This is a genomic window from Nonomuraea sp. NPDC049750 (assembly GCF_040659625.1).
Classification (GTDB): domain Bacteria; phylum Actinomycetota; class Actinomycetes; order Streptosporangiales; family Streptosporangiaceae; genus Nonomuraea.
Map to the genome: position 1 here is coordinate 260,315 of NZ_JBFANB010000004.1, position 13,548 is coordinate 273,862.

General features: G+C 67.6%; 11 protein-coding genes. 7 read left to right on the forward strand and 4 right to left on the reverse strand.

What is annotated here, in order from left to right; genetic code table 11:
* Window positions 1-5 precede the first annotated feature (5 nt).
* Both AB0J16_RS13085 and polA read right to left on the reverse strand, forming a co-directional pair.
* A complete protein-coding gene (locus tag AB0J16_RS13085) occupies window positions 6-1,061 on the reverse strand; it encodes a polysaccharide deacetylase family protein (RefSeq protein WP_358538070.1) in 1,056 nt (351 codons plus the stop codon).
* 445 nt (window positions 1,062-1,506) lie between these two features.
* Window positions 1,507-4,197 (reverse strand): DNA polymerase I, encoded by a 2,691-nt coding sequence (polA, locus tag AB0J16_RS13090; RefSeq protein ID WP_358538072.1) that lies wholly within the window; start codon window positions 4,195-4,197, stop codon window positions 1,507-1,509.
* A gap of 131 nt (window positions 4,198-4,328) precedes the next feature.
* Between polA and AB0J16_RS13095 the strand changes: the two genes are divergently transcribed.
* The 6 genes from AB0J16_RS13095 (at window position 4,329) to AB0J16_RS13120 (ending at window position 9,600) form a co-directional block, all read left to right on the forward strand.
* Complete coding sequence (locus tag AB0J16_RS13095; protein WP_225291836.1) at window positions 4,329-4,673, forward strand: hotdog fold thioesterase; 345 nt, start codon at window positions 4,329-4,331, stop codon at window positions 4,671-4,673.
* A gap of 414 nt (window positions 4,674-5,087) precedes the next feature.
* Window positions 5,088-6,377, forward strand: coding sequence for a branched-chain amino acid ABC transporter permease (locus AB0J16_RS13100; RefSeq protein ID WP_358538074.1), 1,290 nt, complete (start codon window positions 5,088-5,090; stop codon window positions 6,375-6,377).
* A 13-nt stretch (window positions 6,378-6,390) separates the two neighbouring features.
* A complete protein-coding gene (locus tag AB0J16_RS13105) occupies window positions 6,391-7,377 on the forward strand; it encodes a branched-chain amino acid ABC transporter permease (protein ID WP_358538076.1) in 987 nt (328 codons plus the stop codon).
* Entirely contained in the window at window positions 7,367-8,332 is a 966-nt protein-coding gene (locus tag AB0J16_RS13110; RefSeq protein WP_358538078.1) for an ABC transporter ATP-binding protein, read from the forward strand. The genes AB0J16_RS13105 and AB0J16_RS13110 overlap by 11 nt, the downstream gene beginning before the upstream one ends.
* A 50-nt stretch (window positions 8,333-8,382) precedes the next feature.
* Window positions 8,383-9,138 carry an ABC transporter ATP-binding protein gene (locus AB0J16_RS13115; RefSeq protein ID WP_358538836.1) on the forward strand — a complete coding sequence of 252 codons (756 nt, stop codon included), beginning with the start codon at window positions 8,383-8,385 and terminating at the stop codon, window positions 9,136-9,138.
* A 60-nt stretch (window positions 9,139-9,198) separates the two neighbouring features.
* Window positions 9,199-9,600 carry a hypothetical protein gene (locus AB0J16_RS13120; RefSeq protein ID WP_357945579.1) on the forward strand — a complete coding sequence of 134 codons (402 nt, stop codon included), beginning with the start codon at window positions 9,199-9,201 and terminating at the stop codon, window positions 9,598-9,600.
* Between the two features lie 96 nt (window positions 9,601-9,696).
* Here AB0J16_RS13120 and AB0J16_RS13125 read toward each other — a convergent pair whose 3' ends face one another.
* Window positions 9,697-10,833, reverse strand: a complete 1,137-nt coding sequence (locus tag AB0J16_RS13125; protein WP_358538080.1) for an ABC transporter substrate-binding protein — start codon at window positions 10,831-10,833, stop codon at window positions 9,697-9,699.
* A 347-nt stretch (window positions 10,834-11,180) separates the two neighbouring features.
* Here AB0J16_RS13125 and AB0J16_RS13130 point away from each other — a divergent pair, with 347 nt between their 5' ends.
* Complete coding sequence (locus tag AB0J16_RS13130; RefSeq protein WP_358538082.1) at window positions 11,181-12,041, forward strand: hypothetical protein; 861 nt, start codon at window positions 11,181-11,183, stop codon at window positions 12,039-12,041.
* A gap of 26 nt (window positions 12,042-12,067) precedes the next feature.
* Here AB0J16_RS13130 and AB0J16_RS13135 read toward each other — a convergent pair whose 3' ends face one another.
* Window positions 12,068-13,354, reverse strand: a complete 1,287-nt coding sequence (locus AB0J16_RS13135) for an ABC transporter substrate-binding protein (protein ID WP_358538085.1) — start codon at window positions 13,352-13,354, stop codon at window positions 12,068-12,070.
* Between the last annotated feature and the right edge of the window lie 194 nt (window positions 13,355-13,548).

Below are 13,548 nucleotides of genomic sequence, written 5' to 3' on the forward strand. Positions count from 1 at the left end.
ACTGGTCAGTAAACGATCAGCTGATCTTTCCGCTTCGGGGCGATATTACCCTGAAGACGCTGCGGGATGGAGATCTTCGTGGGATCGCCGTCGGACACGTAGCGCTCGCCTGGGTGCTTGTTCAGCCACTCCAGCCAGTACTGCGAGCACCATTTGCGGCATTCGCCCTTTTTGCCGTTGCTCTGGATGCGCTGGATGGCCACGGGGTCAAATTTTTTCGCAAAGGGCGAAAGCGACGGCTCGGCCCCGGCCAGGAAGACCCCGGCGAAGTCGTAGGACGTGCCGTCCCACTCACCGTGCCGGGCGATCTTCTTCGGGTGCGGCATCGCCCCGAACGGCAGGGCCATGGTGACGGCGGGCCCGGCGCCGAGCTTCTTCAGCAGCCGTTCGAGCCGGACGATCTGCTCCTTGACCTTCTTCTTCCGCATGGCGGCCAGATTGGGGTGGGACCAGGTGTGGTTGGCCACCTCGAACCCGTGCTCGACCAGCCACCGCACGGCCGCCGCCTGCTGGTCGGGCTGCCGCAGCCCGAACGGGTAGTGGTTGATCCACAGCGTGGCGACCGGGCGGAACTCGGGATAGCGCCGGGCCACGTCGAGGAGCACCCCGACCGCGGTGTCCGGCGCGGGGTTGCCGCTCGCGTCGAGCCTGAAGTGACTCTCGTGCCCGTCGTCGAAGGTCAGCACCACGGGGAAGCGGCCGGCGGGCACCCGGATGTCACCGGTGGCGAACTCCTTGGCGGTGATCGGCGCGTAGCCCTGCTTGGCCAGCTTCTCCAGCTCTTTGCGCAGCTGGTCGGGCGTGCGGTCGATGGAGGCGATCCGCTTCTTGAGTATCCGGTGGTACATCAGCACCGGCACCAGCCCGAGCTCGTTGGCCTTGACCTGCTTGGCGAACTCCGGCGTGGACACCACCCCGGGCGGCTCGGCGAACGTCGGCACGGGCTCGGCGGGGGTGGGCTGCGCGGACTGCTCGATCTTGGCCACCGCCGGCGGCCCGGGCACGGACCGGCCGGAGGAGGACTGCAGCATCAGCCCGATGACCGCCACTGACACGACCATGACGTTCGCGAGGGCGATTAACCGGGGGAAGGACGCTGACGATCGCACAAGGCTCCCGTGCCACTCGGGGGAAATTACCCTCAGGGTAGTCCAGAACCCCGTATTGGCCGCCGTTCGCGACCCGCCGGACCACCCTGCTTCACGGTGTGGGACCGCCGCCGCTCAGCGCCGGACGGTCCCACCGGACAAAGATCGACTTGCCCCACCGTACGGGGATAAACGTCCAGTACGACGAGACCGGGCACGCGGCCCCTCACGCTCACCCTCACGAACGCAGGGGCCCGGTCAGCCGGATCGGCCGCGCGAGCCCCCACGCTCGTCGTCACGAGCATCGGGGGCCGGTTCGCCGGGATCGGCCGCGCGGCCCCTCACACTCATCGTCACGAGCGTCAGCGGCCGGTCAGCCGGATCGGCCGCGCGGACCGTCACGAGCGTCGGCGGGCGGTCAGTGGCCCGCGTCCTCCCAGGTGCGGCCTACGCCCACGGAGACCTCCAGCGGGACCCGCAGGTGGTAGGCGGCGTTCATCTGGTCGCACACGAGGGCGCGGAGCCGGTCGAGCTCGCCGGGGGCCACCTCGAACACCAGCTCGTCGTGGACCTGCAGCAGCATCCGCGAGCCCAGCCCTTCCTCCCTCATCGCCTGGGAGACGTTGAGCATGGCCACCTTGATGATGTCGGCCGCCGAGCCTTGGATGGGCGCGTTGAGCGCCATGCGCTCGGCCATCTCGCGGCGCTGCCGGTTGTCGCTGGTCAGGTCGGGCAGGTAACGGCGGCGGCCCATGATGGTCTCGGTGTAGCCGTCGGTGCGCGCCTGCTGGACGATGGCCTGCAGGAAGTCGCGGACGCCGCCGAACTCCTGGAAGTATTCCTCCTTGAGCGCCCGCGCCTCGGCCACCGGGATGTTGAGCTGCCCGGACAGCCCGAAGTCGGACAGCCCGTAGGCGAGGCCGTAGTTCATCGCCTTGATGCGCGCCCGCAGCTCGCCGTCGATCTGCTCGGGCGGCAGGTCGAACACCCGGGCGGCGGTCGCCTGGTGGAAGTCGTGGCCCGACTCGAAGGAGGCGATCAGCGCCTCGTCGCCCGACAGGTGGGCCATGATGCGCAGCTCGATCTGGCTGTAGTCGGCCGTGAGCAGCGTCTCGTAGCCCGCGCCGACCACGAAGCCCTGCCGGATGCGGCGGCCTTCGGAGGTGCGGATCGGGATGTTCTGGAGATTGGGTTTCTCCGACGACAGGCGGCCCGTGGCCGCGATGATCTGGTTGAACGTGGTGTGGATGCGCCCGTCGTCGGAGACCTCCTTGATCAGGCCCTCAACGGTGGTGCGCAGCTTGGTCTGGTCGCGGTGGCGCAGCATGATGACCGGCAGCTCGTGCTCGGTCTGCGTGGCGAGCCAGGCGAGCTGGTCGGCGTCGGTGCTGTAGCCGGTCTTGATCTTCTTCGTCTTGGGCAGGTTGAGCTTGGTGAACAGGATCTCCTGCAGCTGCTTGGGCGAGCCCAGGTTGAACTGCTCGCCGACGGCCGCGTGCGCCTCCTCGACCGCGTGCTTGACCGCGGCGCCGAACTCGGCCTCCAGAGCGGCGAAGTATTCGCTGTCGACGGCGATGCCCGCGCGCTCGATCTCCGCCAGCACGCTCAGCAGCGGGAGCTCCACGTCGGTCAGCAGCTGGGTGCCGCCGCGGCCGGTCAGGAAGGTCTCCAGCGCCTCGGCCAGCTCGCGCACGGCGTGGGCACGCAGCGCCAGGTCCTTGGCGGGGGCGTCCTCGTCGTCGCCGAACAGCGCGGCCTGCCCGCTGGACTCCTCCTCGGCGCGCAGGTCGCGGTTGAGGTAGCGCCGGGCCAGGTCTTCGAGGGCGAAGGTGCGCTGGCCGGGCATCGCCAGGTAGGCCGCCAGGGCCGTGTCGCAGGTCAAGCCCTTGAGGCTCATGCCCTGCGCCCAGAGCGCCAGGATCGGGCCCTTGGCGTCGTGGACGGCCTTGGGCCGGTCGGCGTCGGCCAGCCAGGCCCGCAGCGCGACCTCGTCGGACTCAGTGAGCTTGACCGGGTCGATGAAGGCGGCCGTGCCATCGGGCGAGGCGATCGCGAGGGCGTCGATGCGCCCGGTGCCGCTGCCGTAGGCGCCCTTGAAGGCCAGGCCGGCCCGGCCGGCGGGCAGCGCGGACAGCCAGCCAGCGACCCGGTCGGGGCCGAGGATGATGGTCTCCACCTCGAAGCCCTGGTCGGGCTCCTGCTCGCCGGTGCCGAGCACCTTGAAGACGCGCTCGCGCAGCTCGCCGCGGATCTGCAGGGTGTCGAAGAGCTTGTTGACCTCTTCGCGCTCCCAGACGCCCTGCTTGAGCTCGCCCAGGTCGACCTCCATCGGGACGTCGCGCAGCAGCTCGGTGAGCCGGCGGTTCATCAGCACCTGGGCGACGTGCTCGCGCAGCTTGTCGCCGACCTTGCCCTTGACCTCGTCGACCCGGTCGACCAGCGCGGTCAGCGAGCCGAACTCGCGAACCCATTTGGCGGCGGTCTTCTCGCCGACGCTGGGGATGCTGAGCAGGTTGTCGCTGGGGTCGCCGCGCAGCGCCGCGAAGTCGGGATATTGGACGGGGGTCAGGCCGTATTTCTCCTCGACGGCCGCGGGCGTGAACCTGGTCATGTCGCTGATGCCACGGCGCGTCATCAGGACCGTGACGTGCTCGTCGACCAGCTGGAGCGCGTCGCGATCGCCGGTGACGATCAGCACGTTCATGCCCTCGGCGCTGGCCCGGGTGGCGAGCGTGGCGATGAGGTCGTCGGCCTCGAACCCGGCCTTGGACAAGTGCGGGACGCGCAGCGTGTCGAGGAGCTCGTAGATGAGCTGCATCTGACCCCGGAAGTCTTCGGGGGTCTCGCTCCTGTTGGCCTTGTAGTCGGCGTACTCCTCGTGCCGGAACGTCGGCTCCGACCGGTCGAACGCGACGGCCACGTGCGACGGCTGCTCGTCGCGCAGGATGTTGGTCAGCATCGAGGTGAACCCGTAGACCGCCTCGGTGTGCTGACCGTCGGTGGTCATGAGGTTGGCGTCCTTGAGCGCGTAGAACGCGCGATAGGCCAGGGAATGCCCGTCGAGCAGCAACAGGCACGGGCGGCTGGGGGTCACTTCACTCTTCGGCACACAAGCAGCCTAGTCTCCATCTCCGACAGAAAACCTGAGCTCGGAAGACTGGAGGACTCCCCTTGACGCGGATCGACCCGGTGGATTTCCAGACGTTGAACGCCGTCCACGAAGGCACGCTCCCCGACCGGATGGGCATCGAGTTCGTCGAGGCCAGCGCGGAGCGGGTCGTGGGCCGGATGCCGGTCGCGGGCAACACCCAGCCGTACGGCCTGCTGCACGGCGGCGCGTCCGTCGTGCTCGCCGAGACGCTGGGCTCGACCGGCGCGGCCATCCACGCCGGCGCGGACCGCATCGCCGTCGGCATCGAGATCAACGCCACCCACCACCGCTCGGCCACCTCCGGCTTCGTCACCGGCGTGGCGACCCGGCTGCACGGCGGCCGCTCGCTGGCCACGTACGAGATCGAGATCACCGACGAGCAGGGGCGGCGCGTGTGCACCTCCCGGCTGACCTGCATGCTGCGCGATCGCTGACGTCACGACTGAACGCCACGCGACTTTCCGGCTCTCTTTGCACACGAGCCCCGTGGGTCGCTACGGTTGTCCAAGCGGAGCCCGCGGGGAGGCCGAGTAGATAACGTGTGAGGCCGGGGAAGCCCTACATGGTCCCAAAGGTCCTCTTCCGCGGGCTCGTTCACGTTCTGCAGCGATGGTTATGCATTAGCGCCCCTGAAGCGCCAGGCGTCTAGCGGCATTTAGCCCCTGACCTGGCGTCTTGGTTCCTCACGCGAGCGACACGCACGTGTCACTAATTGGTGACGAACGATACTGAACCGGGCGCGACCAGAATAAGCTCCCGCCACAGCATCCAGTTTTGTTGTGCCTGCGATGCCCACGTGTCGAGATGGAGGGGCACAACCCCGCCTTGACCTATTTGAGGGAGCACCATTGCGCAGAGCCGTGATCGCGTTCACGGCCTTCCTGGGTGGACTCATCTTCCTGCTCGCGGTCCCCGCCCAGGCGGCGGCCCCCGATCAGGGTTTGAAGGGAACACTCAAACTCCAAGGCCAACCAGTGAACGGCGTGAAAATCGTCGTGACCACCGAAGGCGGACAACCCGTCAAGGAGGTCACAAGCAACGCCCAGGGCGCGTGGGAAGTCCCGGTCGACAAACCGGGCAAGTACAAGGTCACGCTGGATGTCAAGACGCTCCCTGCCAACGCGGCGATCCGGGGCGGCAACGCCGTCCGCACCCCGACCGTCTTTTCCGGCAACATGTCCACCGTCTTGTTCGCCTTGCAGCCGAAGGGCGCGGCGGGTCAACCGGCCCCGGACGAGGGGGCCGAGACCAGCCCCTTCTTGGACCAGGCGGCACAGCTCACCTTCGAGGGCCTGAACCTCGGCCTGATCATCGCGCTGGCCGCGCTCGGCCTCTCGCTGATCTACGGCACCACGGGCCTGACCAACTTCGCCCACGGTGAGCTCGTCACGATGGGCGCGCTGCTCGCCTACATGTTCAACGTGGGCTTCGGCCTGCATCTGATCCCCGCGGCCGTGATCGCGGTGATCGCGGGAGGCGCGCTCGGTTACCTTCAGGACCGCTTCTTCTGGGGGCAGCTGCGCAGGCGTGGCACCGGCACCATCGCCATGATGATCATCTCGATCGGTGTGGCGCTCTTCCTGCGCTATGTCTTCCTGATCCTGTTCGGCGGGCAGAACGAGTCGTTCGCCCAATACACCGCCCAGCCGGGCATCGAGATCGGCCCGATCTCCGCGGCTCCGAAGAACTTCGTCGCCATGGGCATCGAGCTGGTGGTCCTCATCATCGTCGGCATGGCGCTGCTGCGCACCCGCACCGGCAAGGCGGCCCGCGCGGTCGCCGACAACCCGGCGCTGGCCGCCTCGTCGGGCATCAACGTCGACCGGGTCATCCGCATCATCTGGACCACGGGCGGCGCCATCGCCGCGCTGGCCGGCATCATGCTCGGCCTGTCGCAAAACCTGAAATACACCATGGGCCAAGACATCCTGCTGCTCATCTTCGCCGGTGTGACGCTCGGCGGGCTCGGCACCGCGTTCGGCGCCCTGGTGGGCTCGCTCGTGGTCGGCCTGTTCATCCAGGTCTCCACGCTGTGGGTGCCGCCGGAGCTCAAGAGCGTCGGCGCGCTGGCCGTACTCATCATCGTGCTCCTCTTCCGGCCACAGGGCATCCTGGGCCGCCGAGAGCGGATCGGCTGACGGGGGGAGTCACATGGACTGGATCACGATCATCAGCACCACCGTCAAGTCCGCCATCGGCGTCGAGACGGTGCTCTACGCGCTAGCCGCGATCGGCATCAACATCCATTTCGGCTACACGGGCCTGCTCAACTTCGGGCAGGCGGCGTTCATGGGCGTCGCCGGCTACGGCCTGGCCGTCACGGTCACCGTCCTGGGCCTGCCCTTCTGGATCGGCATCGCGGTCGGCCTCATCGCCGCGGTGCTCCTGGCGTTGCTCCTGGGCGCGCCGACACTGCGCCTGCGGGCCGACTACCTGGCCATCGTCACCATCGCGGCGGCCGAGATCGTCAGGCTCATCTTCCGTTCGGTGGCGTTCAAGAGCGTGTTCGGCGGCTCCGACGGGCAGCGCGGCTTCTCCGACGGCTTCTACGCGCTCAACCCCTTTCCCGAGGGCGAGTACGGCATCGGCTGGTTCACCTTCAACCACCGGATCCTGTGGATCATGCTCGTCGGCTGGGTGCTGGTCGCCCTCTCCTGCGGCATCGTCTACCTGCTCATGCGCAGCCCGTGGGGCCGTGTGCTCAAGGCCATCCGCGAGGACGAGGACGCCGTACGCAGCCTCGGCAAGAACGTCTTCTCCTACAAGATGCAGTCGCTCATCCTCGGCGGCGTCATCGGCAGCCTGGGCGGCTTCGTGTACGGCCTGGCGTACGCCTCGGTGCAGCCCGACGTCTTCGGCACCGAGACCACCTTCTTCGCCTACACGATCGTGATCCTCGGTGGCGCGGCCCGCGTGCTCGGCCCCGTCGTCGGATCCATGATCTTCTGGGTGCTGCTGGTCCTGGTCAACGGTGTGCTCAGTGAAGCGGTTCAGGCGGGGTACATCCCGTTCATGACCTCGATCCAGGTCGGCCCGGTGCGCTACATCCTGGTTGGTCTCGGGTTGATCCTGTTGCTCATCTTCCGGCCACAGGGCATCTTCGGTGACAAGAGGGAGATAGCTTTCGATGTCCGCTAACCCGTCGTCCGCTGAAACAACCGCCGCCACCACGATCTCCGAGCGCAAGGCCGCGGCTCTGGCCGCTTTCAAGGACCTGGCTCGCGATCCCGGCGTGCCCAAGCCCGACCCGATCCTCGTGGTCGACGGCGTCGTACGCCGCTTCGGCGGTCTGACCGCCGTCGAGGTGGACCACGTCGAGATCCAGCGCGGCTCCATCACCGCCCTGATCGGCCCCAACGGCGCCGGCAAGACGACGTTCTTCAACCAGCTCACCGGCTTCGACACCGCCGACGCCGGCAAGTGGACGTTCAACGGCAACAACATGAGCGGAGTGCCCGCCCATCGGGTGGCCCGCGCCGGCATGGTCCGTACCTTCCAGCTCACCAAGGCCCTGTCCAGGCTGACGGTGATGGAGAACATGCGGCTCGGCGCCCAGCAGCAGCGCGGCGAGAACTTCTGGAGGGCGCTGGTGCCCGGCTCCTGGCGGGCCCAGGAGGAGGCGATCACCGAGCAGGCCGAGGATCTGCTGGCCAGGTTCAAGCTCGACGCCAAGCGTGAGGACTTCGCCGGGTCGCTGTCCGGCGGCCAGCGCAAGCTGCTGGAGATGGCCCGCGCGCTCATGGTCAAGCCCGAGCTGGTCATGCTCGACGAGCCGATGGCGGGCGTCAACCCGGCGCTTACCCAGTCACTGCTCGGTCACGTCAAGGACCTGCGCGATCAGGGCATGACCGTGCTGTTCGTCGAACACGACATGGACATGGTCCGCGACATCAGCGACTGGGTGATCGTCATGGCCCAGGGCGCCATCATCGCCGAGGGGCCACCGGACACGATCATGTCCGACTCCCGCGTCATCGACGCCTACCTGGGCGCCCACCACGACGCGCCGCTGTCGGACAGCGAGCTCGAAGAGCAGCTGCACCAGGCGGAGGCGGCGCTGGAGGCCGAGATCGAAGAGGAGACGCAGAAGTGAACGCCGTCCCCGAGTCCGCATCGGGCTCCGAGCCCGAGTCGAAGGCGGCCATCACCGACCGCGGCGCCCACCTGGCGGGTGCCGCGAACGCCGTGCTGCGGTGCGACGAGCTCATCGCCGGCTACCTGCCGGGCGTCAACATCCTCAACGGCTCCGACCTGTACGTTGGCGAGGGTGAGCTGATCGGCATCATCGGCCCCAACGGCGCCGGTAAGTCGACGCTGCTCAAGGCCATGTTCGGACTCGTCAACATCCGCAGCGGCACCGTGGTGCTCAAGGGTGAGGACATCACGAACATGAAGGCGCACTCGCTGGTCTCCCGCGGGGTCGGCTACGTCCCGCAGACCAACAACGTCTTCCCCAGCCTCACCATCGAGGAGAACCTCGAGATGGGCGCCTTCCAGGTGCCCGGCAAGTTCAAGGAGCGCTTCGAGTTCGTCGCCGAGCTGTTCCCGGCGCTCAAGGAGCGGCGCAAGCAGCGGGCCGGCTCGCTGTCGGGCGGCGAGCGGCAGATGGTGGCGATGGCCAGGGCGCTCATGACCGAGCCGTCGGTGCTGCTGCTGGACGAGCCGTCGGCGGGCCTGTCGCCCATGCTGCAGGACCTGGTGTTCATCCAGGCCCAGCAGATCAACAAGGCGGGCGTGACGGTCATCATGGTCGAGCAGAACGCCCGGCGCTGCCTGCAGATCTGCCACCGCGGCTACGTGCTGGACCAGGGCCGCAACGCCTACACCGGTACCGGCCGCCAGCTGGCCAACGACCCCAAGGTGATCGAGCTCTACCTCGGCACCCTGGCCAAGGCCTAGAAGATCTCAAAACGGCGAAGGGGCTCCCCAGGGGCCCCTTCGCCGTTTTTAATGAGCGCTGTGAGACGAATTGCGACAATCGCGCTCCTGCTGCCCATCCTCGTCGCGTGTCAGAACGGCGCCGCCTCGGCCGGCAAGTACAGCACCGGCGGCGACCCCACCGACGACCCCTGCGCGCGCGTGGTCTCCGCGATCGGCTACGTCGGCCTCATGCTGAAGCCGAAGGGCCAGGAGAACACCCAGAACTTCGAGGACGCGCTGCTCGGCCGCCTCGCTGAGGCGCGCGGCATCACGCTGCAGTTCGGCCCGCGCCTGCCCGAGTCGCTGGGTACGGCCGTGCGCACGGTCGAGTCCACGACGGCGGGCCTGTCCAGGGCCGACGTTCCGCGTGAGCGGCAGGTGGCGCTGCTCGCCCAGTACCGGATCGCCGCCGACGAGATCGTGGCGGGCTGCGGCCAATAGGCCGATAGCCGGGGAACGGTTCGCGGCGAACAGTCGTGGAACAGCCGAAAGGCCCGATCCAGTGGACCGGGCCTTCCAGGGTGTGCGGCGTACGGACTAGCCGGCGATGTTGCCGGTGCGGTACTCGAGCGCCTTGGTCGGGTACTTGTTGTCGGCGCCGTACTCGTAGATGCCGATGGTGGCGACCGCCGGGTCGCCGGCCTCGTTGAACTCGACCGGACCGCTCACGCCGTCGTAGTCGATGTCCTTGCCGGCCTTGAGCAGGTCGACGCACGACTTGAAGTTGTTGCACTTCTCGCCGCCCTTGCTGACCTCGGCCAGCTTGGCGCCGATGTCGACACCCGCGTCGCTCTTGGCGGCCTCGGCGGCCAGCGCGATCAGGTTCATGGCGTCGTAGGACTCAGGCGCGTAGCTGAAGTCCTCCAGCTTGGGGTTGACCGCCATGAGCTTGGCCTTGAAGTCATCCGGAGCGGCGGCACCCGGGATCGTGCCCTTGACACCCTTGAGGGTGTTCTTAGGCATCTTGGCGTAGTTGGTGTTGGAGGTGTTGCCGTCCACCATGTACCACTTGTGCTTGCTGGCCGGCAGACCCTGCTTGACCAGCTCCTGGATGACCTTGGCGGTCTCCTCGAAGCCGATCAGCACGATGGCCTTGGGGGCCTTCGCCTTGATCTTCGCGACGTCGGCGGAGAAGTCGGCGGCCTTCGGGTCGTAGTCCACGCGCTCGACGACCTCGGCGCCACCGTCGGTGACGGTCTTGGCCACCTGGTCGGCCAGGCCGGTGCCGTAGGAGTCCTGCATGGCCAGGATGCCGACCGTGTCGCTGCCGTCGGCGATGATCAGGTCGCCCAGCACGCGGCCCTGCAGCTTGTCCGGCGGCGCCGTACGGAAGTAGAGGCCGTTGTCCTTGATCGTGGTGAACTTGTCAGAGGTGTTGGCGGGCGAGAAGTGAACCACGCCGGCACCCGTGATCTTGTCGACCACCGACTCCGACACCGAGGAGGACGCGGCGCCGATGATGGCGTCGGCCTTCTGCGCGAGCAGCTTGTCCACCGACTGCGAAGCGATGTTCGTGGTGGTGTCACCGGAGTCGGTGTCATATTTGGTCACCGGCTTGCCAAGCACGCCACCGGCTTCGTTGATTTCCTTGATCGCGGCGTCCACACCGGCGAACTCGGGCGGGCCGAGGAAGGCAAGCGAACCGGTCTGCGGCAGCAGCGTGCCAACAGTCAAGGTCCCGTCGCCCTTGGCAGCCGGGGCAGCCGCACTGGATGGCGCGGCCGAGGACGAGGCCGGCGCAGCGGTGTTACCGCCACCACCGCAGGCTGTCAGGGCCAGGCTCGTGGCAGCCACGACAGCCAGCGCCCGTCCCGCGGGAGCAATGCGGATCATGAAGTGTCTCCTTCATCTCCAGGCCGGGTGAGGTCAGCACCGCCGACGTTCCCGAATCGAATGACGGAAAGCTATAGAACGTAAGGCCAGTTCAACAGATGCAAGGGAGAACTGTCGGTACTTGGATGCGGAGTCGTAATCACTCCTCAACTTACGGGAGCCTGAGGATCACGCCTAATGTTCGACTGGTGAAGCGCACAGCGGCCTTCCTCGCTATGGCGATCCTGCCCATTGCTCTTCTGGCGGGCTGTGGTGCCCCTGAGGCTCCCGCCGCGCCCCCTGCCGACCCTCCCAAGGGGGTGTCGGTCTCGCTGGCCCAGTGGCGCTCTGACGAGCCTGTGCACGCCCTCGAAGTGGCGGTCACCAATGCGACGGACACGCCGGTCTATTTCTCCGACGTTCAGCTTGTCACACCGTCGTTCAAGACACTGCCTCCCGAACGCGCCGACGCGCTCCTGAAGCGGACGCCCCGCACCGACCTGCGCATCCCGTACGGCGCGGCCAACTGCTCGCCCAAGGGCCTGCCGTCGCTGCAGCCGGCCACGGTCGTGGCCCACCTGCGCACCGGGTCCGAGCCGCTGCGCAGGGTGGTCTTCAAGGTGCCGCACCCGGACCCGCTGCTGACCCGGCTGCTGCGCGACGAGTGCTCCGCGTTCCTGATCACGGAGGCGGCCGACATCGAGTTCGGCGACGACTGGACGCAGGTCGGCAAGGTGATGCGCGGCAGCCTCGTCCTGACCCGCCGCAGCGCGGGCGTGGTGGCCGTACACGACGTGGGCGGCACCACCCACTACATCGCCACCCCCGTCAAGAAGAGCAGGCCACTGGCGACCCTGGACGCCGGAGCGCAGCGGGCGCGACTCGCCCTCGAGCTCACCCCCGGCCGCTGCGACCCGCACGCGTTCGCCGAGGGCAAGAAGGCGTTCCTGTTCCCCGTGCGGGCCACCATCGACGGCGGCGATGAACGCGTGGTCATCGTCGTGCCGCCCAAACCGCTCCAGGAGCGGCTGACCGCCTACGCGCTCAAGACGTGCGGGCTGGGCGGCTGAGACTCAGCCGCCCAGCCCGCTGAGACTCAGCCCGCGATCTTGCCGGTGCGATATTCCAGCGCCTTCGTGGCGTCGTACTCGTTGTTCTCGCCGTATTGGTAGACGCCGATCGTCGCGACCGACGGGTCACCGGCGGCGTTGAACTCGACCGGGCCGCTCACGCCGTCGTAGTCGATGTCCTTGCCGGTCTTGAGTAGTTCGTCGCAGGACTTGAAGGTCTTGCACTTCTCGCCGCCCTCGCTCACCTCGGGCAGCTTGGCGGCGATCGACCGGCCGCTGTCGTCCTTGGCCGCCTCGGCGGCCAGCGCGATGAGGATCGTGGCGTCGTACGACTCCGCGGCGTAGGTGTAGCTGGTCAGCTTGGGATTGATCGCCAGCAGTTTCTTCCGGAAGTCGGTGGGCGCCGCGGCGCCGGGAATGGTGCCCTTGACGCCCGCCAGCGTGCCCTTGGGCATCTTCACGTAGTTGCTGTTGGACATGTTTCCGTCGACCATGTACCACTTGACCTTGTCGGCCGTCACGCCCTGCTTGACGAGCTCCGCCACCACCTTGGCGCTCTCCTCGAAGCCGATCAGCACGACCGCCTTCGGGTTCGCCGCCTTGATCTTGGCCACGTCGGCGGAGAAGTCGGCGGCCTTCGGGTCGTAGTCCACCCGCTGCACCACCGAGGCCCCGGCATCCTGCGCGGTCTTCGTGACCTGGTCGGCCAGGCCCGAGCCGTAGGAGTCCTGCATGGCCAGGATGCCGATCGTGTCGTTGCCGTCGGCCACGATCAGATCGCCCAGCACCCGGCCCTGCAGTTTGTCCGGCGGCGCCGTACGGAAGTACAGGCCGTTGTCCTTGATCGTGGTGAACTTGTCGGAGGTGTTGGCCGGCGAGAACTGGACCACCCCGGCACCCGTGATCTTGTCGATCACCGACTCCGACACCGAGCTCGACGCGGCGCCGATGATGGCGTCCGCCTTCTGCGCGAGCAGTTTGTCCACCGACTGCGAGGCGATGTTCGTCGTCGTGTCGCCCGAGTCCGTATCGATCTTGACAACCGGCTTGCCGAGCACCCCGCCCGCGTCGTTGATCTCCTTCACGGCCGCGTCGACCCCCGCGAACTCAGGCGGCCCGAGGAAGGCCAGCGAACCCGTCTGCGGCAGCAGGGTGCCGATCGTCAACGTGCCGTCGCCCTTGGCCTCGGCGGTGGCCGAGGGCGGAGCGGCCGACGTCGCGCCCTTGGCTCCTGTGTCACCGCCGCCACCGCCACAGGCCGTCAATGCCAGGCTCGAGACCGCCGCGGCCGTCAGCAGGCGTTTGCGCATCATGTGACTCCCCCTCTGTGTCAGCGAAGGGAACGATCTACCTCGCCGCGTTTCCCAAGCTCAGCATGCACGTCTGGGGAGGGGGCGTGGAGTTCTGACAGCCTTTTTATACCCATTTGTAATGTCTCAGTCAGTGGCGATGGTCCGCGATCCTCGATTCGGGGCTGTCCGCTGCGGAGGGCGTTCGTAAGGTCTCT